At 62.0% G+C, this 25433-nt stretch carries 22 protein-coding genes and 2 tRNA genes; 20 read left to right on the top strand and 4 right to left on the bottom strand.

Annotated elements, in window-relative coordinates; all coding sequences use genetic code 11:
• Positions 1 to 17 precede the first annotated feature (17 nt).
• The 14 genes from ET524_RS06660 to ET524_RS06725 all read left to right on the top strand — a co-directional run bounded on the left by ET524_RS06660 (position 18) and on the right by ET524_RS06725 (position 15308).
• On the top strand, positions 18 to 1220 hold the full coding sequence (locus ET524_RS06660) for an FtsW/RodA/SpoVE family cell cycle protein (protein WP_129424307.1): 1203 nt from the start codon (positions 18 to 20) through the stop codon (positions 1218 to 1220).
• A gap of 12 nt (positions 1221 to 1232) precedes the next feature.
• Positions 1233 to 2354 (top strand): hypothetical protein, encoded by a 1122-nt coding sequence (locus ET524_RS06665; RefSeq protein WP_129424309.1) that lies wholly within the window; start codon positions 1233 to 1235, stop codon positions 2352 to 2354.
• A gap of 138 nt (positions 2355 to 2492) precedes the next feature.
• Positions 2493 to 4640 (top strand): TIGR03960 family B12-binding radical SAM protein, encoded by a 2148-nt coding sequence (locus ET524_RS06670; protein WP_236648273.1) that lies wholly within the window; start codon positions 2493 to 2495, stop codon positions 4638 to 4640.
• Positions 4640 to 5371, top strand: a complete 732-nt coding sequence (locus ET524_RS06675) for a TIGR03936 family radical SAM-associated protein (protein WP_129424311.1) — start codon at positions 4640 to 4642, stop codon at positions 5369 to 5371. The genes ET524_RS06670 and ET524_RS06675 overlap by 1 nt, the downstream gene beginning before the upstream one ends.
• Before the next feature lie 231 nt (positions 5372 to 5602).
• Positions 5603 to 5679 (top strand) — tRNA-Asp (locus ET524_RS06680).
• Positions 5680 to 5703: 24 nt separating this feature from the next.
• Positions 5704 to 5780 (top strand) — tRNA-Asp (locus ET524_RS06685).
• A 344-nt stretch (positions 5781 to 6124) separates the two neighbouring features.
• Complete coding sequence (locus ET524_RS06690) at positions 6125 to 6679, top strand: MarR family winged helix-turn-helix transcriptional regulator (RefSeq protein ID WP_161566622.1); 555 nt, start codon at positions 6125 to 6127, stop codon at positions 6677 to 6679.
• Positions 6670 to 8835: an ABC transporter ATP-binding protein gene (locus ET524_RS06695; protein ID WP_129424321.1), complete on the top strand. Its 2166-nt coding sequence runs from the start codon at positions 6670 to 6672 to the stop codon at positions 8833 to 8835. The genes ET524_RS06690 and ET524_RS06695 overlap by 10 nt, the downstream gene beginning before the upstream one ends.
• A complete protein-coding gene (locus tag ET524_RS06700; protein ID WP_129424323.1) occupies positions 8832 to 10700 on the top strand; it encodes an ABC transporter ATP-binding protein in 1869 nt (622 codons plus the stop codon). Before ET524_RS06695 ends, ET524_RS06700 begins: the two co-directional genes overlap by 4 nt.
• Positions 10701 to 10744: 44 nt before the next feature.
• Positions 10745 to 11458 carry an HAD family hydrolase gene (locus ET524_RS06705; protein ID WP_129424325.1) on the top strand — a complete coding sequence of 238 codons (714 nt, stop codon included), beginning with the start codon at positions 10745 to 10747 and terminating at the stop codon, positions 11456 to 11458.
• Between the two features lie 176 nt (positions 11459 to 11634).
• Positions 11635 to 13200 (top strand): ATP-binding protein, encoded by a 1566-nt coding sequence (locus ET524_RS06710; RefSeq protein ID WP_129424327.1) that lies wholly within the window; start codon positions 11635 to 11637, stop codon positions 13198 to 13200.
• Entirely contained in the window at positions 13200 to 13778 is a 579-nt protein-coding gene (locus ET524_RS06715; protein WP_129424330.1) for an RrF2 family transcriptional regulator, read from the top strand. The genes ET524_RS06710 and ET524_RS06715 overlap by 1 nt, the downstream gene beginning before the upstream one ends.
• A 3-nt stretch (positions 13779 to 13781) precedes the next feature.
• Positions 13782 to 14675 carry an HhH-GPD family protein gene (locus ET524_RS06720; RefSeq protein WP_236648274.1) on the top strand — a complete coding sequence of 298 codons (894 nt, stop codon included), beginning with the start codon at positions 13782 to 13784 and terminating at the stop codon, positions 14673 to 14675.
• A gap of 54 nt (positions 14676 to 14729) precedes the next feature.
• Positions 14730 to 15308 (top strand): manganese efflux pump MntP, encoded by a 579-nt coding sequence (locus ET524_RS06725; RefSeq protein ID WP_129424332.1) that lies wholly within the window; start codon positions 14730 to 14732, stop codon positions 15306 to 15308.
• Positions 15309 to 15397: 89 nt separating this feature from the next.
• Here ET524_RS06725 and pheA read toward each other — a convergent pair whose 3' ends face one another.
• On the bottom strand, positions 15398 to 16252 hold the full coding sequence (gene pheA / locus ET524_RS06730; RefSeq protein ID WP_129424334.1) for a prephenate dehydratase: 855 nt from the start codon (positions 16250 to 16252) through the stop codon (positions 15398 to 15400).
• A gap of 446 nt (positions 16253 to 16698) precedes the next feature.
• Here pheA and ET524_RS06735 point away from each other — a divergent pair, with 446 nt between their 5' ends.
• From ET524_RS06735 to ET524_RS06755, 5 genes are all read left to right on the top strand, one after another.
• The gene (locus ET524_RS06735) at positions 16699 to 17961 is read left to right on the top strand and encodes a hydrogenase small subunit (RefSeq protein ID WP_236648275.1); all 1263 of its coding nucleotides are present in this window, start codon (positions 16699 to 16701) and stop codon (positions 17959 to 17961) included.
• A gap of 3 nt (positions 17962 to 17964) precedes the next feature.
• On the top strand, positions 17965 to 19611 hold the full coding sequence (locus ET524_RS06740; protein ID WP_129424338.1) for a nickel-dependent hydrogenase large subunit: 1647 nt from the start codon (positions 17965 to 17967) through the stop codon (positions 19609 to 19611).
• Between the two features lies 1 nt (position 19612).
• Positions 19613 to 20311 (top strand): cytochrome b/b6 domain-containing protein, encoded by a 699-nt coding sequence (locus tag ET524_RS06745; RefSeq protein ID WP_129424340.1) that lies wholly within the window; start codon positions 19613 to 19615, stop codon positions 20309 to 20311.
• Positions 20312 to 20401: 90 nt separating this feature from the next.
• Entirely contained in the window at positions 20402 to 20830 is a 429-nt protein-coding gene (locus ET524_RS06750) for a viscotoxin-A3 (protein WP_129424342.1), read from the top strand.
• Positions 20831 to 21010: 180 nt separating this feature from the next.
• Complete coding sequence (locus ET524_RS06755; RefSeq protein WP_236648276.1) at positions 21011 to 21553, top strand: hydrogenase maturation protease; 543 nt, start codon at positions 21011 to 21013, stop codon at positions 21551 to 21553.
• A 236-nt stretch (positions 21554 to 21789) separates the two neighbouring features.
• Here the strand turns inward: ET524_RS06755 and ET524_RS06760 are convergent, their stop codons facing one another.
• The 3 genes from ET524_RS06760 to nth all read right to left on the bottom strand — a co-directional run bounded on the left by ET524_RS06760 (position 21790) and on the right by nth (position 24211).
• Positions 21790 to 22335, bottom strand: coding sequence for a CarD family transcriptional regulator (locus ET524_RS06760; RefSeq protein ID WP_129424346.1), 546 nt, complete (start codon positions 22333 to 22335; stop codon positions 21790 to 21792).
• A gap of 280 nt (positions 22336 to 22615) precedes the next feature.
• A complete protein-coding gene (locus ET524_RS06765; protein ID WP_129424348.1) occupies positions 22616 to 23332 on the bottom strand; it encodes a YczE/YyaS/YitT family protein in 717 nt (238 codons plus the stop codon).
• 216 nt (positions 23333 to 23548) lie between these two features.
• Positions 23549 to 24211: an endonuclease III gene (nth, locus tag ET524_RS06770; RefSeq protein ID WP_129424350.1), complete on the bottom strand. Its 663-nt coding sequence runs from the start codon at positions 24209 to 24211 to the stop codon at positions 23549 to 23551.
• A gap of 391 nt (positions 24212 to 24602) precedes the next feature.
• Here nth and ET524_RS06775 point away from each other — a divergent pair, with 391 nt between their 5' ends.
• Complete coding sequence (locus tag ET524_RS06775) at positions 24603 to 25367, top strand: HAD family hydrolase (RefSeq protein WP_129424352.1); 765 nt, start codon at positions 24603 to 24605, stop codon at positions 25365 to 25367.
• Positions 25368 to 25433: the final 66 nt, after the last annotated feature.

A 25433-nucleotide genomic window follows, 5' to 3' on the forward strand; every position in this document is an offset into this window, starting at 1 on the left:
CGGAAAGGGGGAGCACCATGCCGCAATTGCCTCAAATCAATTCGCTGCGTCATCCGGAAGCATCCATGTCGCGCTCGGCGGGTCGTTCGCGCCGCTTTCCGTGGCTGAACCTGCCGTTCCTCGTTGTCATCGTGCTGCTGGTGGGCTATGGCCTGACCATCGTGTATTCCGCCGTGCGCGTGGACGCCGACTACCAGTACAGCCGCCAGATCGGCGGCGTGGCCGTGGGCGTCATCTGCATGATCTTGATGTGGCGCTTCGATTACCGGCGTCTGTCGGAATACACCACGCTGTTTCTGATCGTGAACGTGGTGCTTATCCTGTCGCCGCACATCCCGGGCCTGGGCACCGACGCGGGCATGGGCGCGAAAAGCTGGATCAAGCTGGGCATGCAGATCCAGCCCGGCGAGTTCGCGAAGATCACCGTCATCCTGATGGACGCGGCCGTGATGGCGCGCTACGGCGGGCGGCTTGACGATCCGCGCGAGTACCTGAAGGCCTTAGGCATCATGCTGGTGCCGTTTGTGTGCATCATGACGCAGCCCGACTTGGGCACGGGCCTGGTTTACCTGTGCATTGCCGCGTTCGCCCTGGTCATGGGTGGTGCACGCCCGAAATACCTGCTTATCACGCTGGCTGTGGGCATAGCGGCCATCGCCGCCGTGTTCGCCATCGACGAGGTGTTCAAGTCCTCAACGGGAGAATACAAGCTGCTCAAGCAGTACCAGCGCAACCGCCTGCTGGTGTTCATGGACCAGTCGGGCACGGCAACCACCGACGAGGGCTACAACCTGCAACAGGCGAAGGTGGCCATCGGCTCGGGCGGGTTGTTCGGGAAAGGCCTGTTCCAGGGTACGCAGCACTCGCTGGGACTTTTGCCCGAGGCGCCCACCGACTTCATCTTCTGCGTGCTTGCAGAAGAGCTGGGGTTTTTCGGGGCGCTGGTGCTGCTGGGCCTGTACGCGGCGCTCGTTTTGATATGCTTTCGCATAGCGCGCGGTGCCGGCGACCTGTTCGGCATGGTCATCGTCATGTGCGTGGTGGGGATGTGGCTGTTCCAGATTCTCGAGAACATCGGCATGGACTGCGGCCTTATGCCCATCACGGGCATTCCGCTGCCGTTCATGAGCTACGGCTCGTCGTTCATGGTGGTGAATTTCTTCATGCTCGGCATGATTGGGTCGGTGTGGACGCACAACTCCGCGCTTAAACAGCACTAGGAAAGGAACGCCATGCAGCTTCCTGTGGATATCGGGGCGGTGCTTGAAGAGGCCGTCAACGTCGAGGCCGCGCGCGCGGTGCCTATCTCCGTCAGCGTGTATGTGGACCCCAGCGCGCCCGGCGACGTGCAGGCCCACGTGCGCCAGGCGTTTGCCAGCGCATCGGAAACGGCGCGTGTATCGCTCATCTACCTGGACGGACGCCTGTTCGAGCCCAATCCTGACGACGACATGGCCGCCATTGTGGCCGGCCTTGACGAGCGCGTGGGGGCGTGCGCGGCAGCGTGCCGCGCGGCGGGCGTGCCCACCATGGTGGCAACCACGTTGCCGCAGTTGGTGGCCGCCATCGCGAAGGCCGCGGGCAACGCCATTCCCGAGGCGGACATCGTTGCGCCGAAGCTGACGGCGAAGGTGTACGAGCACGTGTCCACCGCCGCGGCAAGCGCGCCGGCCATCGGCGCATCGTGGGGCGCTCCGAAGCCGCCGCAAGACGACGACGTGGGTATTCACGAACCCATCGAGCTGACCGAAGAAGCGCGCGCCACGCTTGATGCGCGCATGGGCGCGTGGGTTGCGGCGGCGTGCAGGGGCAAGCGTCTGGCGTTTGCCTGGGCATTCCCGTTCGTGCGCCGTCCGCTGGCGCTGGAAACCGTCAACGCCACGGCCGTGCAAAACGCCGGTGTTGGCCTGCTGTTTTTGATTCCGGGCGCCGATTTGCCCGTCATGACGCTCAACCAGGCAAAGATGTTGCTGCAGATTTCGGCCGCCTACGGTCAGTCGCTTGACGCCGGCCGCGTGCGCGAGCTTGCGGCGCTGGTGGGCGGCGCGTTCGCGTGCCGCACGGTGGCGCGCCAGCTTACGGCTGCCGTGCCCGTGCTTGGCTGGGCCGTGAAGGCTGCCGTGGGGTATTCGGGCACGCAGGCCATGGGCCGCGCGGCCATCGAGTACTATGCGGGCGGCCCGACGGTGGCGAAGTTCGCCGAGTACGTGGCTGGCGCGCGCGACAAGGTGGTTGCCGCCGTGGCGAAGCAGGCCGCGGGCGCGGCCGCCGAAAACGGCGCGGCCGCGGTGGACGCCGTGCGCCAGAAAGCCGGCGACGCGGTGGCGGGCCTGCGCGCGAAGCTGGGCCGGTAAGGCGCGGCGGCAGCCGCTCATGTCCAAATAGCAAGCTCCGGGCGCGTTGCAAAGCGTGCCCGATTGTTCTCGCGGTCATTCCGTATTTCGTGAAAAGCCCAGGTCATGTGGCCTGCGGGCAGAATCAAGGGGGATAACGTGACAGATTTGTGGCCGCGGCTTGAGCCGCTGCTGGCAAGCGCCGAGCGTCCGGCGCGCTACTTGAACCACGAGTTTGGCTGCGTGTACAAGCTCGAAGCCGACTTCAGGTTCTGCATGATGTACCCGGACACCTACGAGCTGGGGCAGGCCAACCAGGCGCTGCGCATCTTGGTGAACGTGGTGAACGCCGTGGACGGCATGGTGGCCGAGCGTGCGTTTCTGCCGGCGGCGGAATTCTGCGACACCATGCGCCGCGAGGGCCTGCCGCTGTTCTCCATCGAAAGCTGCGCGCCCGTGGCCGAGTTCGATGCGCTTGGCGTCACGCTGTCGCACGAGCTGGTGGCCACGAACGTGCTTGAGGCGCTTGACCTGGCGGGCATCCCGCTGCATGCCCAAGACCGCGGCGAAGACGACATCTTCGTGATCGCCGGCGGTCCGTGCACGTTCAACCCCGAGCCGTACGCGCCGTTTTTCGACTTCTTCATCATCGGCGAAGGCGAGGAGACGCTGCCCGAATGCTTGCAGGTCATCCGCCGCATGCGCGGTGAAGGCGCCAAGCGCGCCGACATCCTGCGCGCCCTGGCGCACATGGAGGGCTACTACGTGCCCAGCCTGTACCGCTGGCGCAGCGCCGAGGAAGCGCAGCAGGCGGGCAGCTGGATTGAGCCGGTCGAAGAGGGCCTGCCTGCGCACATCCAGAAGCGCGTGTTCGAGGGGTTCGCGGAAAGCCCCGGGTGGGAGCCGTGCATCGTGCCATTCACCGAGGTGGTGCAAGATCGCCTGAACGTGGAGGTGCTGCGCGGGTGCGCCCGCGGTTGCCGCTTCTGCCAGGCGGGCATGATGTACCGCCCCGTGCGCGAGCGCTCGGCCGACAACATCGTGAACTCGGTCATCGAAGGCCTGGCGGAAACAGGCTATGACGAGGTCAGCCTTACGTCGCTGTCGTCGACCGACCACTCGCAGATCGCCGACATCCTCACGCGCCTGAACAAGCAGTTCGAGGGGAAGGGCGTGCGCATTTCCGTGCCGTCGCAGCGCCTGGACAGCTTCGGCGTGGACATGGCGGGCCTGGTGGCCGGGCAGAAGAAAGGCGGCCTGACGTTCGCGCCCGAAGCCGGCACGCAGCGTCTGCGCGACGTCATCAACAAGCAGGTGACCGAAGACGACCTGTTCGGGGCCATCGATGCGGCGTTCGGCGCGGGATGGCGCCGTTGCAAGCTGTACTTCATGATCGGCCTGCCCACTGAAACCGACGACGACATCAAGGGCATCGCCAGCCTGGTGCAGCGCGCTTACGATCGCGCGAAGAAGGCCGTGCCCGTGGAGCAGCGCGGCAACATCCGCATGTCGGTGTCGTGCGCGCTGTTCGTGCCGAAGGCCCAGACGCCGTTTCAGTGGGACGGGCAGATCGCGCCGGAAGAGGCGCTGCGTCGCGTTGCGCTGCTGCGCCGTTCCGTGAAGTACCGCGCCATCGACGTGCACTGGCACGACCCGTCCACCAGCTTCGTCGAGGCCGTCATGAGCCGCGGCGGCAGGCAGGCGGCGGCGTGGGTGGAGGCCGCGTGGCGCCGCGGCGCGCGCTTCGATGCCTGGACAGAGCACTTTCGCGAGCAGGCGTGGCGCGATGCGGCAACCGAAGTGGGGCTTGACCCCGCCGTGGTGGCCCAGACCAGCTACGATACCAGCTACGTCATGCCGTGGGAGCACATTTCCACGGGCGTGTCCACGCGCTTTTTGGCGCACGAGCGCAAGAAGGCGGCGGCCGAGCGCACCACGCCGGACTGCACGTTCGAGCGCTGCGCCGCGTGCGGCGCGTGCCCGGGCTTAGGCGTGGACAACCAGCTGGCGCAGCCGCGCATCGCTAGTGGCTCGAACGCGCATGCAGATGAGGCTGGCGAAGGCGCCGCTGCTTCTGTGGGCGTCGCCGGTGCGTCTGGCCAGGCGGAAGCCGGCGAAACGACGGTGGTCGCCACTGGACAAGATATTGCTGCAGCTAACAAGGTTGCGTCGGCTGTTGTTGCTGACAATGATGTTGTCGTTTCCGGTGTTGGTGACGGTGCTGCAGCTGACGCGACTTCCGTCGCTGATGCGTCTAGCGATGCTGCGCCCGCTGTCGCGTCCGCAGCTGAGCGAGGGGAGGAATAATGGCCGAGCAGCAAACGCTTCGCATGCGCATCACGTTCGCCAAGCAAGGGCGCCTGGCGTTGCTTTCGCACCTTGAGATTGCCCGCGCGCTCGAACGCGCTGTGCGCCGCGCGCAGCTTCCCTTCGCCGTGTCGCAGGGCTTCAGCCCGCATATGAAGATCGCGTTCGGCGCGGCGCTGCCGGTGGGCGTGGGCGGCACGCACGAGATGGTCGACCTGCAGCTTGTGCGCTACGTGCGCCCCGACGAGGCGCTGGCGGCTCTGCAAGCGGCAAGCGTGCCCGACCTGATGGTGAAGGAGTGCGTCTACATCGAGCCGAAGGCGCCCGCCGCCTCGGCCGCGTTCCCGCTGAGCACGTATCGAGCCATCCTGTCGGCGGCCCCGGCTCAGCTGCCGGTGCCGGCGCAGGTGCGCATTATCCGCAAGAAAAAGGAGAAGGTGCTCAACGTCGCTGAGTTTCTGGTGGGCGACATGGTGCTTGAGGGCAGCGCGCTCACGTTCACGCTCGAGCAGAAGCCCACAGGCAGCCTGCGCCCCGACAAGTTGTTGGCGGCGTGCCTGGAGCAGGTCAACGGCCCCGCGCTGGCGGCTGACGAAGCAGGCCAGGAACCCGAAGAGGTGCCGCTGGCGTTTTTGCTGGACAACGCTTGGACGCAGTCCATCGAGCCGCCCACCGCGGGCCAGTCGCTGCGCGTGCTGTCCATGACCCGCATCGACCAGCGCGCAAAATAACCTGACAAGGGGACAGGTCATTCGTTAGGTTTGTGGGACAAAGGGACAGTCCCTTTGTCCCACTTTGCGGCACCAGCTTCGTCTTTCCGCCGTTTGTTATGCTTTCCCGACATGCTTGTCGAGCGTGTGTAGGGGCCGGGGAAGGCCGGATTTCGGATCGGCAAAACTTTTTGAAAAAAAGTTCTTGCGTCGGGTCGGTATCTCCTGTATAGTACATTCTCGCAGCTGAACGGGGTGTTAGCTCAGTTGGTTAGAGCGCCGGCCTGTCACGTCGGAGGTCGCGAGTTCAAGTCTCGTACATCCCGCCATTTTCTTTCAGCAGCATTCACCTTGGGGTGTTAGCTCAGTTGGTTAGAGCGCCGGCCTGTCACGTCGGAGGTCGCGAGTTCAAGTCTCGTACATCCCGCCATTCAAAATCGAAAGCCGCCTTCGGGCGGCTTTTCTTTTGTTCCCTCATCTTTCGCAGCCATTCATTCGCGATGTGTTTTTCCTTCGAGGGAAAGGCTCATAGCCAATGTGGGTATCCTGCGCGCGCTGCGCAATGATGGTCAAAGGCTTTGGCGAACTAGGAAATACGAGAGAGGCTCGCCCGAAACGGGACAAAGGGACTGTCCGTCCCATTTCGGGCGCACTTGCTTGAAATGTGTTGAGTTTTTTACCGTTACGGGCATTGTGTTGCAAATTCCTTTAGCAGTGATATGTTTTAGCAGCTAAATATTTAGGAACTAAAACATGTTGCGAAAGGAGTTGCGCATGGACGATTCCATACAGGAATTGCGTCAAGAATTGTTCTCGGCGGTTGTTCGCATGCGCCGGGCAAGCACGCATCCGCCGGTGCCGGTGGGAGTTACGCCCGCCGAAGGCCAAGCGATGATCGCGATAGCGCGTTTGGAACAGCAGGGCGCAAGCGTTCGCTCCGGCGAAGTGGCAAAATGCAGCCACTCAACGCCAAGCGCCATGTCGCAGGTGCTGAAGTCCCTTGAGGAAAAGGGCTTTATCACGCGTCAGCGCAGCGCCGGGGATTGCCGCGGCGTGACCGTCCATTTGACTGAGCGGGGCTGGAAGCTTGAAACGCGGCATCGTCGCATGCACGATCGCCGCCTTGACGAGGCGCTGGCGTATTTGGGCCAAGACGACGCCCGGGAGTTCGTGCGCATCGTGAAGCGGCTGTCCGAATTCAACGCCACGCACCCGTGGACCGTTGCTGAAGAGGATATCGCTTCGGGCTTCTATAGCGAAGCATCCGTAGACGGCCCCGAGGTGCAGCCAGGCCGAACCGTCGAACAAGGTGATGTCCCGTGCGCATAATCAAGAACCTGCTCGAGCACAAGGTTGCCGTGCTGCTGATTGTGGCGCTGCTGTGCGTGCAGGCGGCGTGCGACCTGGCGCTGCCGAACTACACGTCCGATATCGTTGACGTGGGTATCCAACAGCAAGGCGTCGAGGACGTGGCCGCAACGCAGCTTTCCGAGCGCACGCACGACCTGGTGGCCATGATGCTGCCCGAATCCGACGAGCAAACCTTCGCCGACGCCTACGCGCAAAACGCCGACGGCATGTACGACCTCACCGATACCGGCCGCGAAAACCGCGCGGAGCTCAATAGCTCCATGGCGCTGCCGTTGACGGTGGTGCACTACGCCGACCAGATTCCCGATCTTGACCTTGACCAGGCGAAAGCCGCCTACGACGCCGGCATGGTCGGCAAGGACGACGTCCTGTCTATGCTCGACCAAGCGCGCGAATCCATGGGAGACATGGCCGACACGCTTATCGCGCAGCAGGGCATCGCCGCCGCGCGCGCCGAGTACGAGCAACTCGGCTTCAACATGGACGACATGCAGATGAGCTACCTGCTGTCTACGGGCGCGAAGATGCTGGCGCTGGCGGCGCTAGGCATGCTGGTGGCCGTCATCGTGGGCTTTTTGGCGTCGCGCACGGCCGCGAAGGTTGGCCGCAGCCTGCGTGAACGCCTGTTCAACAAGGTGGTCAGCTTCTCCGACGCCGAGGTGCAGTCGTTCAGCGCCGCGTCGCTGATCACGCGCGGCACCAACGACGTGCAGCTGGTGCAGATGGTCATCGTCATGCTGCTGCGCATGGTGCTGTACGCGCCCATCCTGGCCATCGGCGGCATCATCATGATCGCGCGCACCGACCTGTCCATGGGCTGGATCATTATCGCGGCCGTGGTTGCCATCGGCGTGGTCATCGTCTTCTTGATGAAGGTTGCCATGCCGAAGTTCAAGATCATGCAGAAGCTCATCGACCGCGTGAACCTGGTGTCGCGCGAGATCCTCACGGGCTTGCCCGTCATCCGCGCGTTCGGCCGCGAGCAGCACGAGGAGGCGCGCTTCGACGAAGCGAACACGCGCCTGATGAAGACGCAGCTGTTCACGAACCGCGTCATGACGTTCATGATGCCGCTCATGATGCTCATCATGAACCTGGTGTCGGTGGGCATCATCTGGTTCGGCGGCCACGCCATCGACGCGGGCTCGCTGCAAACGGGCGACCTCATCGCGTTCATCACGTACTCCATGGTCATCATCATGGGCTTCCTGATGATCGGCATGATCTCCATCATGCTGCCGCGCGCCAACGTGGCGGCCGAGCGCATCGACGAGGTGCTCATCTGCGAACCCTCCATCGCCGACCCGGCGCCTGAACAGGCCAAAGACGCCCAGCTTGCCGCCGCGGCCGCACCGGGCGCGCAAATCGCGTTCAACGACGTGAGCTTCCGCTACTCCGATTCCGCCGAATGCGTGCTTGAACACGTCAGCTTCACGGCCGAAGCGGGCAAGACCACGGCCATCATCGGATCGACGGGCAGCGGCAAGTCCACGGTGCTCAAGCTGGCCGAGCGCTTCTACGACGTCACATCGGGCAGCGTCACCATCGATGGCGTCGACGTGCGCGAAGTCAGCCAGCATGCGCTGCGCGCCCAGCTTGGCTACGTGCCGCAGAAGGCGTTCCTGTTCAGCGGCACCATCGCCAGCAACATCGGTTACGGCGCGCAAGACGCCGGCGAAGAGCGCATCCGCATGGCGGCCGACGTGGCGCAGGCGTCCGAGTTCATCGGCGAACGCGAAGAAGGCCTGTCCACGCCCATCGCGCAGGGTGGCACGAACGTCTCCGGCGGCCAGCGCCAGCGCCTGGCCATCGCCCGCGCCCTTGCCACCGATGCGCGCGCGTACCTGTTCGACGACAGCTTCAGCGCGCTTGACTACAAAACCGACGCCGCGCTGCGCCACCAGCTGGCCAGCCGCCTGGCGGGCAAGACCGTCGTCATCGTAGCTCAGCGCATCTCCACGGTGCTTACCGCCGACCGCATCGTCGTGCTTGACGAAGGCCGCGTGGTTGGCTGCGGCACGCACGCCGAACTCATGCAAACGTGCGAGGAATATCGCGAGATCGCCATGTCGCAGCTATCGGAAGCGGAACTGAAAGGGGGTGATGCGAAATGAGCGGGAAGAGCGAGGATTTGAAGAAGGTAACGCAGCGCCGCCCGCACGGCCCGGGCGCGCGCATGATGCCGGGCGAGAAGGCCGCTGACTTCAAGGGGTCCATCGGCAAGCTGCTGCGCTTTATGGGCCAGTTCAAAGCGCCGCTCATCTGCGCCATCGTGTTCGCCATCGGCTCGGCCGCGTTCAACATCGTGGGTCCGAAGGTGCTTTCGCAGGCCACCACCGAGCTGTTCGAGGGCATCGTGGCGAAAGTGGGCGGCACGGGCGGCATCGACTTCGACGCCATCGCCGGCATCATCGCGGCAACGCTGACGCTGTACGTCGTCAGCGCCGCGTGCAGCTTCGTGCAAGGCTGGATGATGACGAGCGTGTCGCAGCGCACGTGCTACGGTCTGCGCCGCGCCATCGCCGAGAAGATCGACCGCATGCCCGTGGGGTATTTCGAGCGCACGTCCACCGGCGACACGCTGTCGCGCATCACCAACGACGTGGACACGCTTGGCCAAAGCCTCAACCAAGGCGTCACGCAGCTGATCACGTCCGTGACCACCCTCATCGGCGTAGTGGTGATGATGCTGTCCATCAACCCGCTGCTCACGGGCATCACCGTGCTTATCCTGCCGGTGTCGCTCGTGCTCATCGCCGCGGTGGTGAAGTCGTCGCAGAAGCACTTCCGCGCCCAGCAGGCCAGCCTTGGCGCCATCAACGGCCAGGTGGAAGAGACGTTTTCCGGCCACGCCATCGTGCGTGCGTTCAACCAGGAAGGCGCCGTGGCCGAAACGTTCGGGCAGACGAACGGCAAGCTGTACGAAAGCGCGTGGAAGTCGCAGTTCCTTTCGGGCCTCATGATGCCCGTCATGAGCTTCGTGGGCAACTTGGGCTACGTGGCCGTGGCGCTGGTGGGCAGCGTGCTTGCCGTGCAGGGCGCCATCACCGTCGGCGACATCCAGGCGTTCATCCAGTACGTGAAGAACTTCACGCAGCCCATCACGCAGCTGTCGCAGGTGGGCAACGTGCTGCAGCAGATGGCCGCCGCGGCAGAGCGCATCTTCGCCTTCCTCGACGAGCCCGAGCTTGAGCCCGAGCAGCCGAAGGCGAAGGCGGCCGACGTGCCCTGCGACGTGGAGTTCGACCATGTGCACTTCGGTTACGACCCCGCCAAGTCCATCATCAAGGACTTCTCGGCGAAGGTTGCCGAAGGCCAGACCGTGGCGCTGGTGGGCCCGACGGGCGCCGGCAAAACCACTATGGTGAAGCTGCTCATGCGCTTCTACGATGTTGACGCGGGCGCCATCCGCATCGGCGGCACCAATGTGCGCGATTTTTCCCGCACCGACGTGCGCGACCAGTTCGGCATGGTGCTGCAGGACACGTGGCTGTTCAACGGCACCGTGCGCGACAACATCGCCTACGGCAAGCTCGACGCCACCGACGAGGAGGTGGAAGCTGCCGCGCGCGCCGCGTACGTGCACCACTTCATCACCACGCTGCCGCAGGGCTACAACACGGTGATCAACGAGGATGCCACCAACATCAGCGCAGGTCAACGCCAGCTTCTGACCATTGCGCGCGCCATATTGGCCAACAGGCGCATGCTGATTTTGGACGAGGCGACTTCAAGCGTGGACACGCGCACCGAGGAGCGCATCCAAAAGGCCATGGACAACCTTATGGCCGGCCGCACGTCGTTCGTGATTGCCCACCGGCTGTCCACCATCAAAAACGCCGACCTTATCCTGGTGTTGCAGCACGGTGACATTGTGGAGCAAGGCACACATGAAGAGCTGCTTTCGCTTGGCGGTGCGTACGCGGAACTGTATAATTCTCAGTTCGAAGACAACGTCGAAGACGAGGAGCGCGAATAGGTCGCACGGCCCGTTTCGGCATGAAGCGAAAGCGCGTGCAACCTATGACCGCACAAAACGATACGCAGCAAACGGCAAGCCGCACGGGGGAAGGCCCGGTGCGGCTTGCCGCGTTTGATTTCGATGGAACGGCGCTTGACGGCAACTCGCCGGTCATTCTGGTGAAGTTTCTGGTGCGCCGGCGCATGCTCAACCCGTCGGTGGTGCTGCGCATCGGACTTTGGGCCGCGGCGTACAAGCTGCGCCTGCCGCAGAACGAGGCGTGGGTACGCGGGCTGGTGTTCCGCGCGTTTGCGGGCAAACCGGTGGAGCAGGTCGACCAGTTCCTGTACGACTTCTACGACGAATGCGTGGGGCCGCGTGTGCGTGCGGCGGCGCGGCAGGCCATGGAGCAGTGGCATGAGCAGGGCGTGAAGGTGGTGTGCGTATCGGCCACGTTCGAGCCCATTGTGGTGCGTGCCATGCGCGATTTGCCGTTCGACTACCAGATTTCCACGCGCATGAAGGTCAACCCCGACGGCACGTATGGTTGCGAAGTGGAAGGCTTGCCGGTGGAAGGCGACCAGAAGATGATAGAGCTGCGCCGTTTCGCGAACGCGAAGTGGGGCGTGGGCGGCTGGGAGCTTGAGGCGGCCTACGGCGACCACCATTCCGATCGCGCCATGCTTGCCGCCGCGAAGCAGGCGTTCGCCGTGTGCCCCGACCGCCCGCTGTCGCGCACCGCGCGCGAACGCGGCTACCAAGTGCTTGAGTGGTAGCGCGCCCATTCCCTCTTGCAGATAGTTGATTTTGGAAACGGCTTAGAAACGCCCCAGGTCGCGTGCGCCCTGGGGTTTGCGGGATTGTTTCAATTTCGTGCGCGCTTATGCACAGGCGCGCGTATCCGCTAAAATGTTACCGACTTATAGCTAATTACCTGAAGGGGGTTGGGTCGATGCTGGAGAGCAATATGAACAATATGCCCAGCCAAAACGATGATCGGGACAGCTCGGTTGGCGAATACCTGTCGCGTGCCGCGGCCGCGGTGGCGCAGGGCAACCAGATGCTGGCCTTGCATTTGTACCTGGCGGCGTTCGAGCGCGGCCAAGCGGCGGACGATTCCGTGCCCACGGAGGCCGCCATCGACGGGCTGAAGCGCGCGTGGCGCTTGGCGTGCAGCCTGAAAGAGCGCAGCATCGCCGAGTACGTGTTCGAGCGCATGGAGCCGTACCTGTCGTCGGACGAGGTGGCCGCCTGCGCTGAGCAGCTGCAGGAATTGGCGCTTTCGAAGCTTGAAGAATTCGGGCTGTCGCGCGATGAACTTGAGGACATGACGGACATGATCTCGCAGGACATCATCGGCGGCGATGCGCACCTGCTGCGCGTCGAGCACCTTACGGACATGCCCGCGCCGCGCCGCGAAGACGCCCCGGCGCCGCAGGTGCCCGAAGCGCCCACCGGCCAAGCGCCCGAAGATGCGCCGCAGCCGCCGGCGCCCGTTACGGCCGGTGGCGCGCCTGCGCCGGCGCGCAAGCCTGCGGCAGGTCCGGCGGCCCCCGGCACGCCGCCCGCGCAGCAAAAGCAGGTGCTGTCGTCTATGGAACACGTCACGTACAAGGAATTGGTCGGCTTCGACCAGGCCGTGGCCGACATGTCGGCCTTCGGCATCGGCATGCAGAAAGACCCGGCGTTCCAAGAGCTGGTCAAACAGTTGAACGTGCGCCACGGGCTTGACCGCATGCCCGCGTGCGACGCGCTGCTTATGCGCAGCCCCGCGCGCGAGGATGCGAACCGCTTCATGACGGCCACCGTCGGCGAGCTGGACCTTCCCGTGCTGCGCATGCGCATGGAAGAGAACATGCAGGGCATGCCGGTGCTGTGCGTCATGGCGCAGGCCGACCGCCAGCCGAAGCTCAACAAGGCGCACAACGATTTCGAGGAACCGGGCGTGCTGGTCATCGAGGACATCGACCTGTGGTCGGCCCCGGTGTTCGACGCCCCTGAAGACCTTGGCGGGCTGATCATGTCCACGCTGTCGCGCGGCGCGCGCGAGGCGGTGAACCTCATCCGCAATTCGGCCGACAACCCCGACGTGTTCGTGCTGTGCACGGCCGCGGCCGGAAACGACATCGACCCGTTCTTCTTCGACTTGCTCGGACCGCTTTCCGCCATCGAAATCGACAACCCCAACGACAAGGAGCGCGCTGACATCTGGATGGACATCGCGCGCGAGCATCCTTCCATTCGCGGGGTCGATCGCGACGTGCTGGTGAAGTACTCGAAGGGCATGCCTCGTTACGACATGTACATGGCCGCGCGCGAAGCTATCGAAGAGGCGTACAAAGACAGCCTCATGCAGCGCCGCTACATTCCGGTGACCACGGACAACCTGTTCGACAAGCTGGCTGCCTACCAGCCGCTTGAATCGGCGGAATACAAAGCGCTTGAGCAAGCGGTGATCGATGACTTTAGGAGGGAGCTCGATCACTTAGACGACCTGTTGAAGGGGGAGGGCCAGTAATGGACATCACGCGGCGGTGCGACTACGCGTTGCGCATTTTGGAGGCGGCTTACCTGCGAGGCGACCAGTACGTGTCGGTTTCCGACATTTCCGAGCAGGAGGACATCCCGTATGCGTTTGCGCGCAGCATTCAGCACGACCTGGTGAAAGGCGGGCTCATCAAAACGGTGCGCGGCGCGCGCGGCGGTCTGGCGCTTGATTGCGACCCGGCGCAGATCACGCTGCTGGAGGTGCTTGAGGCCGTGCAGGGCCCGGTGAGCGTGTCGCTGTGCGCGGTTGATTCCGAGTATTGCAAGCGCCGCGGCGGGTGCTCGTACAACAAGCTGTGGATGGGCGCCGACAGCCTGCTCAACGCGTATTTCGACTCCATCACGCTCAAGGATTTGATGGAGCAGGGCGCGCGCCATCCCGCCATCAAGCAGGCCATTGCGGCAGCGCCGCCGCGGGCGCGCATGGCGTGCCCGGTGGACGCATGCGGCGGATGCGGCGCGGCCGGCAAGGCGGGCGCGAAGGCTGCGGCGAAACAGAAGCCGGCTGCCGGCGCTTCTGCCGCGACTGCATCTGCGGACGCGGAGTAGCGCGTGGCCCGCAAGGATATCGAGGAATTGGCAGCGTCCGCGGTGTGGCCCGCGGGCGCTGCTTTGTCGCAGCAGGAGTTTTGCGCGCACGTGCGCTCCGAGGGCACGCGCCTGTACCGCGATTTGCCCTGGCGGGGAATCGACGATGCCTACGGGGTGCTGGTCAGCGAAGTGATGCTGCAGCAAACCCAGGTCAAGCGCGTGTTGGGGCGCTGGGAACACTTCATGGGCATGTTCCCCACGCCCGATGCGCTGGCTGCGGCGGCGCCGGCCGACGTGCTGGCCGAGTGGCAGGGGCTTGGCTACAACCGCCGCGCTTTGGCGCTGAAGCGCGCGGCCGAGGAGTGCTCGCAGCACCACGCCGGCGCGCTGCCAGTGGGCGTTGACGCGCTGCAGCAGCTTCCCGGCATCGGGCCGGCAACGGCGGCGGGCATCACGGCGTTCGCGCGCAACCAGCGCGCCGTGTACATCGAGACGAACGTGCGCACGGTGTTTTTACACCTGCTGTTTCCCGATGAAGAGGCCGTGCCCGACAAGCAGCTTGAGCCGCTGGTGGCGGCGTGCTGCCCGCCGGCGGGGCAGGTTCGCGCGTGGTATTACGCGCTGCTTGACGTGGGTGCGCACCTGAAGTCCCAGGTCACTAACCCGTCAAGGCGCAGTGCGCACTATACGCGCCAGTCGGCGTTCGAAGGGTCGCGCCGCCAGAAGCGCGCCGAGCTGGTGCGCATCGTGCTGGCGTGCCCGGGCATAGCGCTTGGGCAGGCGGCGAAGCGCCTTGACGCCGAAGAGCGCGCCGCCGGGCGCGACGCGGTGGACCCGCAGCTGTTCGCATCCATCGTGGCGGATTTGACGCGCGAAGGGTTTTTCCGCGAAGAAGACGGAAAGCTGTTCGCGTGATGGTGCTTACGGGGGTAGGCGCGTGCGGGTTGGGTGAAAGGCGAGAGGACTATCGTGGGTTTCGTTGAGTTGTTTTTGATCGGCGTGGGGCTGTCTATGGACGCGTTCGCCGTTTCCATCTGCAAGGGTTTGGGCATGAGCAGGCTGAACATGCGCCAGGCGGCGGTCATCTCGCTGTTTTTCGGCGGGTTCCAGGCGCTTATGCCGCTTATCGGCTGGGCGCTGGGAAGTCAGCTGGCCGATTTCATTACGCCGATCGACCACTGGATTGCGTTCGGCCTGTTGGCGTTCGTGGGCGGCAAGATGCTGTGGGACGCCTTCTACGAAGACGACGAGGCCGAAGGCGTCCAAACCGACGAGAAGCTTGACCTCAAAGAGCTGCTGATGCTGGCCATCGCCACGTCCATCGACGCGCTTGCCGTGGGCATCACGTTCGCGTTTCTGCAGGCGGCAATCGTGCCGTCTATCACCATCATCGGCCTGACCACGTTCGTCATCAGCTTCGTCGGCGTTGCCGTGGGGCACTTCTTCGGCGCCCGTTTCGAAAAGCCCGCCACCATCGTCGGCGGCGTGGTGCTGATTTTGATCGGCGTGAAGATTCTGCTGGAGCATTTGGGAGTTATTGCGTTTTAGGAAATCAGTGACACGCCCGCGGCGCTATCTAATAAGGCCCGAGCTTTCGCTCGGGCCTACGTTTTGGGACGTGACGGGAAATCCTTCCCTTACTCTACGGGGTAGCTTCCCAGGACCTTCACCTCGCGCAGCTTCAGGCGCAGGCAGTTCAGGGCCGTTTGCACTTCCAGGTCAGACGTGGAGCCTTCGATGTCCACGAAGAACATATAATCGCCCAGCGCCTGCTTCGTGGGGCGGCTTTGGATCTTCACCAGGTTGATGCCCGCGTAGGCGAACTCGGACAGGATCATCAGCAGCGCGCCGGGGCGGTTGGCCTGCAGGAACAGCGCCAACGACGTCTTGAACTTCGTGCCGGTCAGCACGGGCACGTGCCCCTGGCGGCCGATAAGCGCGAACGACGTCTGATTGCCGAAGTGGTCCTCGATGCACGCCTCTTCCACGCGCGCGCCGTACAGCTCGGCCGCGAACGCGTTGCCGATGCCCGCCACCGACTTGTCGGCCGCCGCGCGCCGCGCGCTGTCGGCGGTGGACGCCACGGTCATGGTGGGGATGCCGTGCAGCTTGTCGTTGAGGTAGCGGCGGCACTGCCCTAAGCCCTGCGGGTGGCTGACAACGGTTTTCACATCGTCGCGCGTGGCGTCGGGGTGCATGATCAAGCAGTGGTGGATGTCAAGCACGTGCTCGCCCAAGATGGTGGCGCTGGAGCGGAACGCGAAGTTGTCAAGCGTGGCGGTCACCGGGCCCTCAAGCGCGTTTTCCGTGGCAACAACGCCGTACTCGGTTCTGCCGCGGTCCACGCAATCGAACACCTCGGAAAGCGACGGGCACTCGACAAGCTCGGGGTTTTCGATGCCAAGCCGATGCGCGAACGCGCGCGCCGCTTCGTCATGATACGTGCCGGCTGGGCCCAGATAGGCGAACGAGGGAGCGGTAGCTTCACTCATGCGAACGGTCTCCTTTATGCAAAAATGTTAATTATTGTCGCGAAGATATGATAACGGTTCTGCATCAAAAATGCCGTGATAAGATACGGCGCTGGAGTGGAGACGGTTGACGATGGAGGTCTGCGACTTCATCGTCAATCGGCGTACAGCATGTTCTGCGTGCTGGGTCCACAAGCGTGCAAAAGGGATGTTCGAGCCTCTTGGCGTTCCCTATGGGAATGATCGGGAAGTTCAGGGCCTTGCCTATATATGAAGGCAAGTGTCCTATCCGTTGACCGCGTGGCGCAATGTTTTATCGGGTAAACAGCACCATTTACAGGGCGAACGGCATCGCTTGCGTGCGCTTCTGTCGCACATCTTCACTCCTCGTGCAAAACTTGGTCTAACGGAAAAGACCAGACGAGAGACACCTAAAAGGAGGTGTGCGTATGGAAGGAGAGGCCACAATGTCCGCTTTTGCGAACATGCTTGAGGCCAGGGGGGTCACTCGCCGCGACTTCATGAAGTTGTGTGGCACCGTGGCCGCTGCAGCCGGGCTGTCGCAGCTGACGGTCCCGCAGGTAGCCCAGGCGCTCGAGACGTCCGTCATCGGCGCCACGAAGGGCAACCTCTATCCGGTTATCTGGATCGAGGGCGCGTCCTGCACCGGTTGCACCGAGTCGTTCGCCCAGGCTCAGACGCCCAACGCCGCGGAAGTGGTGCTGGACATGATCTCGCTCAACTACTCCGAGACGTTGTCCGCAGCCGCGGGCTACTCGATGGAGGAAGCCAAGGAGCAGACCATCGAAGCCGGCGATTACATCCTCATCTACGAAGGCGCCATTCAGGAAGGCTGGGGCGGCAACGCCCTGCGCGTGGCGGGCAAGCCCGGCACGGAGCACCTGATCGAGGGCGCGAAGAACGCCAACGCCGTCGTGGCGCTGGGTTCGTGCGCCGTCAACGGCGGCTGGATGGGTGCTAAGCCCAACGTCACGAACGCCATGGGCGTCGAGCAGTACCTCAAGAAGGCCGGCATCAACGTGCCCGTGGTCAACATCCCCGGCTGCCCGGCCAACCCCGAGTGGCTCACCAGCGTGCTGGTGGACGTCGTGCTCATGAAGCTCAAGCCCGCTGACCTTGACCTCAACTCCGAGGGCAAGCCCGCCGGCATCTTCAACCAAACCATTCACGACAACTGCGAGCGTCGCGGCCACTTCGAGAACGGCGAATTCGTTTACGAGTTCGGTTCCGAAGAGGAGAAGAAGGGCTACTGCCTGTACCCGCTGGGTTGCCGCGGTCCTCAGACGAAGTCCAACTGCGGCGTGGTCATGTGGAACGACCGCCGCAGCTGGTGCGTGCAGGCCGGCGCTCCGTGCATCGGCTGCTGCGAGGCCAACCCGAACGATCCGGGCCAGAACTGGGTTGAGGTGAACACCCCGTTCATCAAGCGTCACCGTTCGCTGCACATCGGCGACTGGGACGTGCAGCCCACCACCATCGCCGTGGGCATCACGGGCCTTCTGGCCGCTGCGCTGGTTGTGCACGGCTTCGGCATGAAGGCCACCGGCCGTATGGACGGCGGCGCGGACTTCGAGCCCAAGCGCTCCTGGGATGCTAAGCACCCCGACAAGTCTGTCGGCACGTACGAGATCTCCGAGGCCGAGCGCGAGAAGCTGTACAAGGAGAACACGGGCCACGACGACCCGAATGCACCCAAGGGAGGGAGGTAAGCCATGACGCGTTCCGTAATCGATCCCGTAACCCGTATCGAGGGCCATCTGCGCGTAGAGATGGAAGTTGAGAACGGCAAGGTTTCCGACGCCTGGGTTTCCGGTGGCTGCTTCCGCGGCATCGAGCTGGTCGTCGAGAACCGCACGCCCGAAGACGCTGCCCAGATCGTGCAGCGCATCTGCGGTGTGTGCCCGGTGTCCCACGCCCATGCCAGCTCCATTGCTGCTGAGAAGGCCTATGGCATCACCATCTCCAACAACGCCCGCATCATCCGCAACATCCTTGAAGGCGCCCAGTTCCTGCACAGCCACATCCTGTGGTTCTACAACCTGGCCGGCCTTGACTACGTCAACCCGCTGAACGCCCTGAAGGCCAACCCCGCCGACGCCATGGATTTGGCGCGCGCGGCCGGCACTTCCACGAACAGCGATTTCATCGCCCTGAAGGAGCATCTGTCCCAGTTCGCCGAGAACGGCCAGCTGTCCATCTTCAGCGGCAACTGGTTCGACGCTGAAGACGGCACCGGCTTCAAGCTGCCGCCCGAGCTCGACCTTATCTGCACGGCGCACTACCTGGAGGCCCTGGGCATGCAGGCCAAGGCTTCCCAGATTTCCGCGCTGCTTGGCGGCAAGATGCCCCACGTCATGACGCTGCGCCCCGGCGGCACCGCGTTCGTGCCCACCGACCAGAAGCTTGACGACCTCAAGGCGCTGGTCGACGAGCTGTACACGTGGATCGAAGCTACCATGATCCCCGACGTGCTGGCCATCGCGCCGTACTACACCGACGCCCTGCAGTGGGGCAAGGGCCCGGGCCGCTACATCGCCTGGGGCGTGTTCGAGCGCGAAGACTTCAAGATGGCGAACCGCTACCTGCCCTCCGGCGTGCTTGACGAGAACCTCAACCTCACCGACCCGGACGAGAAGGCCATCGCCGAATGGGTCGGCCGTTCTTGGTACAAGGGTTCGGAAACCTACCAGGCGCCGAACTTCACCACCGAGCCGGAGTACACCGACTACGACGTGAACGACCGCTACACGTGGGTAAAGTGCCCGTCGTACAACGGCAACTCGATGGAGGCCACCAGCCTTTCCCGTATCCTGGCCGCTTACAAGCGCAACGTCCCGTTCGTGAAGGAGCACGTCGACGCGTTCCTGGAGGCCCTGGGCCATCCGGGCGACCTGTCTATCGCGCAGTCCACGCTCGGCCGTACCGCTATCCGCCAGATCGAGACGCTCTACATCGCCACGTGCATGAAGGAATGGGTCGACGAGCTTATCGAGGCCGTGAAGTCCGGTGACTCCGAGTACTTCCGCGCTCCTTCCACCACCACGGGCGACGGCACGGGCTTCTGGGAGGCTCCGCGCGGCGCGCTTTACCACAGCGAGTCGGTCAAGGACGGCAAGATCCAGGGTTACCAGATCATCATTCCGTCCACGTGGAACTTGGCTCCGAAGAACGAGAAGGGTCAGCACGGCCCGCTCGAGGAGGCGCTGATCGGCGTGCCGGTGGGCGACATCGAAAAGCCCATCAACGCGCTGCGCACGGTGCATTCCTTCGACCCCTGCACGGCCTGCTCGGTGCACATTTCCGAGCCCGCCACGGGCAAGCGTTTCGAGACCGTCACGAGCCCTTGGGGGGTGAAGTAACATGGCGCATTTGGCACACTATCGCGAGGCGCATCCGCTGCCGTTCGTTATCACGCACTGGATCAACCTTGTTGCCATGATCCTGCTGATTTTCACGGGCTTCTACATTCACTACCCGTTCTTCTGGGGTTTTGAGTCCATGGCTCGCGGCATTCACGTGTTCTTCGGCTTCGTGCTGTTCATCAACTGCATCGCGCGTCTGATCATGGCCTTCATCGTGAAGTCCTCGCCGACTGGCGGCACCCGCAAGCAGGTGACCGACTACAAGACGTGGCTTCCTCAGAAGGACAACCTGCATCAGGGCCCGCAGTGGATCAAGTACTACCTGTTCTTCAAGAAGGATCACCCGCTGGCTGCTAAGCTGGGCGTTCCGCAGAAGATCAGCTACCTGCTTATCCCCGTGCTCATCATCCTGATGTTCTACACGGGCTGCGCTCTGTGGGTGCCCACGGCTGATCTGCCGCTGTTCGCTGCCGGCACCAACCTGGTGGGCGGGCTTATGAGCATGCGCATTATCCACTACTTCATGATGTTCGTGTTCATCTGCTTCATGTTCATCCACGTGTACCTGGCCAACGTCGAAGGCATTGCCCCGTCGCTGCTCATGTTCTTCCATAAGGAGCATGGCGGCCTGGTGTACGACCCCGATATCCACAACATCATCGGTGAGGACGATCTGGGTCACGGCGAGAAGCACTAGTTCGCTTTTGTGGTCTGCGAAGGCCCGGCCGCGTTTGCGCTGCCGGGCCTTTTTCGTGCTGCGAGGGTTTGGCCTTATGCAAGGAGATTCATGGCTGAGTTGACTGATGAGCAGATTGCCGCTGAAGAGCGCTTTCTTGAGGGAATTCCGCGCTGGAACATCGGTGCGTTGTTTTTGCCGCCCATTTGGGGGCCGGCGCACGGTTTTTGGGCGACCATTTTGTTCTACCCGCTGTGGCTGTTCGCCGATAACTCGTTCTACGCGGCGTACTCGCAGCGGACGACGCTTTCGATGGTGCTGGCCGTTGTGGTTGGAGTGGTGTTGGTTACCGTGACGTTTTTGTTTGCGCGGCTCAGCCAGCCGTTTGCCGCGCATCGGGCGGTGGCGCGCGGCGTGTCGAAGGAGACGTACGTGCGCCGCGAGCGCATCTGGGCCGTGGTGTGCGTGGTGATCGGCTGCGTCATGATTGGGTTTGCCACCTGGTACAACCTGATGATTCGTCCCGGGTTGGGGGCGTAGCGCATGGCTTGCGAATGTGATGGACGTACGGTTGGTGATGAGTTGCGTGAGCGTGGGGCCGCGTGCGCTGGTGTACCCTCTGCGAATGGCGAGGGATTTGAGGATGCCTGCGGTGCTGGTGATGAGGGGCTGTCATGCGATGACGTCTTTCGGCATGAGGGCTGGGGGTTGCATGAGTATGTGCTGAGTAGCGAAGCGGTGCCTGCTGCATTGCGGCCGGAACGCATTGCGGTGCTGTGCGTTGGCAATCGGCTGATGCTTGACGATGGCATAGGCCCTGCGGTTTACGATGCGCTGGTTGCGCAGTATGACGTTCCTGAAAACGTTGAGCTGCTTGACCTGGGGTGTTTGTCGCTGGCTATGATCGACCGTGTGCGCGAGTTTGACGTGATTCTGACGGTAGACGCCGTGGACGATTCCGGTGAACCTGCAGGTACTATCTTGCGGTACGCTCCCGATGCCATGGCGCGCCACGTAGGCATCACCGCTAGCTTGCACGATCTGAAGCTGATCGACTTGTTCGATTCCGCTGCGCTGTTAGGCTATCAAGCCGAAGGCCTGTGCTTAGGCATGCAAGTGGAGAACGCGTCACCAGCAGAAGCCACCGAAGGCCTCACGCCCGCTGTGCATAAAGCGCTTCCTTTGCTGGTAGAAGTGATAGCCGGTGAGCTGGCAAGGTTGGGAAGCCCCCTTGAGAAGCGTAAATCTATCAACCAAGATTAGTTGCGGGGATTGGGTAACGTTGCAACAAAACCCGTAGCGTCGAGCGAAAGCTCGACACCAATTAGAAAGGCGAAGCGCACCACGCATCTCAACAATTGCGCTTCCGCGCAAAAAAGTGTGACGCGCCTACGGCGCTGTTCTGAAACGGTTGAGCTTTCGCTCAATCCTACGAAATCAGGTTGCAACAGCTTTTTGAACTGCGGTTTCGCCAGAGTTTAAGCCTTTATCTGCGAACGCTACTCGTTCAACTTCGCTTCCGCTTCCTTAATGCGCTTCACCAGGAAATCCTGCACCTCCTCACGTGGAATATCCAACGAAATGGCCAGCTCATCGCACAGCAAGCCTTCCGCAAGGTCCAGATACTTCTTGTCAACCGCCGTTGCATGGTGGCCGTTTTCTTCGCGGGCCAGCGTGCGTTCGTGGCACGTTTTGATGATAGGGACCAGATCCTTTGGCGACAGCGTTTTCAGGTACGCGTCGTACGTCTCCTTCATGTGACGCTGCTTGAGCGACGACGTGTTGGCCGTTGCGGGCAGGTTGTCGTCGACGTCTGCCGGTTCAGCGCCGGCTATGGAATCGATGAGGTCAAGCGCCTCTTGCTTCTGCATGACGGGGCGCATGATGGGCGGTTTTGCGGCATCGCAGGCGACGAACAGCTTCAGTGATCGTTCAAATACGGCGTGCAGTTCCCAATAATCCTTGTTGTCGAAATACTTTTCACGTTTTTCCGCGATGGTGCACACGTGGTGTTTGAAGATGACAGTATCGCCGACGTTGGCCATGAAGCCTCCTTGAGTGCGTTGCAGTGGCGGCAGACGCGCCGGGCAAAATGCTGGTGGAGGGCTGCTCGGTTGGTGTGATTTGCAATCCAACAAACATAATTATACCAGGTCGGCACGAATAAAGCCTTCGATTCTCCACAGCTTTGGATCTTTGACCGGTTTTGTGTCCGCGGATGCGTGTTGTGGGTTTTGGATTTCCTTACATCGGTCTTAATCGATGCTTTTCGAATCTCTGGAATCGCTCGCGAATTTCATTCACGTAGCTATCTTTCTGCGCGGGCTACCCCAGTTGTCCTTGTGCGGCTTGCACGACGCTTGTGCTCTTCACGCCCAAAAGTGGGTCGGACAACTTTTCTTTGAACAGCTTCATGAAGATCTTCAGTGCCAGTCCGTTGCCAAACGCGGCTACGATGGTTCCTTCGCGAATGCCTACGATGCCGCCCAGACACGTCAGAGAGATGGCGAACGTGGCGATGACGCAGAGCGGATCCCAAATCAGCTTCGCCGTGGAATTCTTCAGGCCGAAGCGGTAGCTGATGCCCTGCATGACGCCTTCGCTGGGCAGCGCGATGATGTTCGGCGGCAGATAGTACACGTAGCCGAAGCCCATGATGATAAGGCTGAGCCCTAGATATCCCAGCTGCGCCGCATAATTCGTAGGGTCGTGTGCGAACGAGAACAGTAAGTTCGTGAAGTCTACCACCACACCGAACGCCATGGACACGGGCACCTGCAGGAGGTTTTTCAGTTCGAACGCGCGGCCTTTCAAGATGATTTGCAGCACGACGAAGCTGGTGTAGAAGATGGCGGTCCAGGTGCCCATCGACCAGCCGTTCGCAAGGCCCGCCACGTAGGCCATTGATGATGCCGGCGAGATGCCCAGGCCTGATTTCACGGAGCATGAAATGGCCAGGGCCACAAGAAACAGTCCGATGCAATAGGATATCCAACGGCGCACCAAGAGGTTGGTAACGCTGAGCTTTTCATTTGCTTGCATGAAGATGCCTTTCGCGGTTTATGCGCGGCCGTTCGCGGTCGTGCGTCATGAAACGCCGCTTATTGTAGAGAGGTGCGCGCGCGGAAGCGACACCCGAACAGGGTTACTTCATGCGGTCTGCAAAAGGCGATGGGCACTGACGAAGATTTGCCCGGTTGCCTTGCGCTTTGGTTGAGAGCTACGAGTGACTCGGGTACTTTGCTCTGTTCCGGATGTTTACTTTTTGCCGGCGCTGGGGCAGAGATCTGAGAGAAAGCATGTCTCGCATTTCGGACGTCGTGCGATGCACGTTTCGCGACCGAACAGCACCCACTGGTGGTTGATGGGGCCCCAATAATCGCGCGGGTATAGTTTCAGCAGCGCTGTTTCCGTTTTCTGCGGCGTGTCCGCCGAGGGGCCTACCAGCTTCAGTTTGTGCGCGATGCGGAACACGTGCGTGTCCACCGCAATACCCTCAACAATGCCGAATGCTTCATTCAGCACTACGTTGGCGGTTTTGCGGCCCACGCCGGGCAGCTTCTGCATGAGTTGCATATCGCGGGGGATTTCGCCGCCGAATTCCGTTACCACCATGCGTGCGCATTTGATGCAGTTTGCGGCTTTAGCATGATAGAAACCGATGGTGCGGATGATGCTTTCGACATCCGCGATTTCTGCTTGCGCAAGCGCTTCGGGCGTGGGGTAGCGCTCCCACAGCGCCGGCGTTACTTTATTCACGCCTTTGTCGGTGGTTTGCGCCGACAGCAGCACGGCGATGGTGAGCTTGAACGGGTCGCCCCAGTAGTGCAGCGCGCATTCGGCGGCGGGGTAGTGCTCGTTCATGCGCTCGGCAATTTTCAGCGCGCGTTCCTTTTTGTCCTTCATCAATTCGCGCGGCATGGGCGCTCCTTTCCGTGTGCTTGGAGCAAGTATACCGCTGCGTTCCGCTGGGTATCTTTCTATTTTAGCTTGCAGGTTTGCAAGCTTTTGCTTTGGCAGTTTTGCTGTTTCAGAGTTTCAATATATCGAAGCATCCTCTAATAGCTCTACATTGCTCGCTTTCTCTTTGCGTATTTATCCGCATTACCATTCGGCAATTCCTTGTGGTGTTGTAAGTCCTTGTTGTATGGAGGTTGTTGTACGTATAACAAAGCCAGCACTTCGAATTCTTTGTGCCATATGGCCATCTATTCTTGCTACTTGCAATTCTTGAACTTCTTAAGATGGTCGCTCTTGTTACTTGCTGCTATACACTGTTGGCGAATTTTGTTTCCGAACGAAAGCGATAGCTATGCATAAGAAGTATTTCTTCTTCGATTACGACGGCACCCTTGCGGCGCCTTTGACGCAGACCATTCCGGCTAGTGCCCTTGAAGCAATTCGGCGCTTGCGGCAGGCTGGCCATTTCGTTGGGTTGGCTACGGGCCGTCTTCAGGCGAACGCGCTTGATTACGTGCAATCGTGCGGTATCACCACGCTGGTTGCCGATGGCGGCAACTCCGTAACCCTTGATGGGAAGCTTGTTTGGATGGAAAGCATGCCGGTTGGTCCGTGCAAAGATTTGCTCCATCGACTTGATGCTCAGGGCATTCCTTGGGCTGTGATGACGGAAAACGTAATGCGCCGCTATAGCCGCAGTGAAGCGTTCGAAATGGCGTCTTCCGATGCCTATGCACCCACTGTTGTAACACCTGATTTGAGCATCGACTCGCTGTCGACTATCTACAAGATGTTCGTGCCCTTAGCGCCCGAAGACGAGCATGTGGTGGACTTCGGTTCTGTCTCTCATACGCGCTATGACGCACAGTGTGTCTTCTGCGAACCTACCGACAAATCTATAGGAATCAAGAAGCTGTGCGACAATATAGGAGCACCCTATAAAGACGTAGTTGTTTTCGGAGACGGCTATAATGACCTGAATATGTTCATTCCCGAGTGGACAAGCATCGCCATGGGCAATGGCAGGGAGCCGCTGAAGCAGAAGGCGGATTATGTAACTTCGCGCTATGACGAAGATGGAATCTTGCGCGCGGTGGAACATTTCGGTTGGATTTAAAACACGAACAAATGTAGTATTTTGCGTGCGCCTCTTTAAGTGAGGCGTTGTGGCCGGGCGGCGCAT

The organism is Senegalimassilia faecalis (assembly GCF_004135645.1).
Classification (GTDB): Bacteria; Actinomycetota; Coriobacteriia; order Coriobacteriales; family Eggerthellaceae; genus Senegalimassilia; species Senegalimassilia faecalis.

What these genes read in the sequence shown, in the direction of transcription:
- ET524_RS06660 (WP_129424307.1), top strand. Translation starts at nt 18, where the DNA reads ATGCCGCAATTGCCTCAAATCAATTCGCTGCGTCATCCGGAAGCATCC.
- ET524_RS06665 (WP_129424309.1), top strand. Translation starts at nt 1,233, where the DNA reads ATGCAGCTTCCTGTGGATATCGGGGCGGTGCTTGAAGAGGCCGTCAAC.
- ET524_RS06675 (WP_129424311.1), top strand. Translation starts at nt 4,640, where the DNA reads ATGGCCGAGCAGCAAACGCTTCGCATGCGCATCACGTTCGCCAAGCAA.
- ET524_RS06690 (WP_161566622.1), top strand. Translation starts at nt 6,125, where the DNA reads ATGGACGATTCCATACAGGAATTGCGTCAAGAATTGTTCTCGGCGGTT.
- ET524_RS06700 (WP_129424323.1), top strand. Translation starts at nt 8,832, where the DNA reads ATGAGCGGGAAGAGCGAGGATTTGAAGAAGGTAACGCAGCGCCGCCCG.
- ET524_RS06705 (WP_129424325.1), top strand. Translation starts at nt 10,745, where the DNA reads ATGACCGCACAAAACGATACGCAGCAAACGGCAAGCCGCACGGGGGAA.
- ET524_RS06710 (WP_129424327.1), top strand. Translation starts at nt 11,635, where the DNA reads ATGCTGGAGAGCAATATGAACAATATGCCCAGCCAAAACGATGATCGG.
- ET524_RS06715 (WP_129424330.1), top strand. Translation starts at nt 13,200, where the DNA reads ATGGACATCACGCGGCGGTGCGACTACGCGTTGCGCATTTTGGAGGCG.
- pheA (WP_129424334.1), bottom strand. Translation starts at nt 16,252, where the DNA reads ATGAGTGAAGCTACCGCTCCCTCGTTCGCCTATCTGGGCCCAGCCGGC.
- ET524_RS06735 (WP_236648275.1), top strand. Translation starts at nt 16,699, where the DNA reads ATGTCCGCTTTTGCGAACATGCTTGAGGCCAGGGGGGTCACTCGCCGC.
- ET524_RS06740 (WP_129424338.1), top strand. Translation starts at nt 17,965, where the DNA reads ATGACGCGTTCCGTAATCGATCCCGTAACCCGTATCGAGGGCCATCTG.
- ET524_RS06745 (WP_129424340.1), top strand. Translation starts at nt 19,613, where the DNA reads ATGGCGCATTTGGCACACTATCGCGAGGCGCATCCGCTGCCGTTCGTT.
- ET524_RS06750 (WP_129424342.1), top strand. Translation starts at nt 20,402, where the DNA reads ATGGCTGAGTTGACTGATGAGCAGATTGCCGCTGAAGAGCGCTTTCTT.
- ET524_RS06760 (WP_129424346.1), bottom strand. Translation starts at nt 22,335, where the DNA reads ATGGCCAACGTCGGCGATACTGTCATCTTCAAACACCACGTGTGCACC.
- ET524_RS06765 (WP_129424348.1), bottom strand. Translation starts at nt 23,332, where the DNA reads ATGCAAGCAAATGAAAAGCTCAGCGTTACCAACCTCTTGGTGCGCCGT.
- nth (WP_129424350.1), bottom strand. Translation starts at nt 24,211, where the DNA reads ATGCCGCGCGAATTGATGAAGGACAAAAAGGAACGCGCGCTGAAAATT.
- ET524_RS06775 (WP_129424352.1), top strand. Translation starts at nt 24,603, where the DNA reads ATGCATAAGAAGTATTTCTTCTTCGATTACGACGGCACCCTTGCGGCG.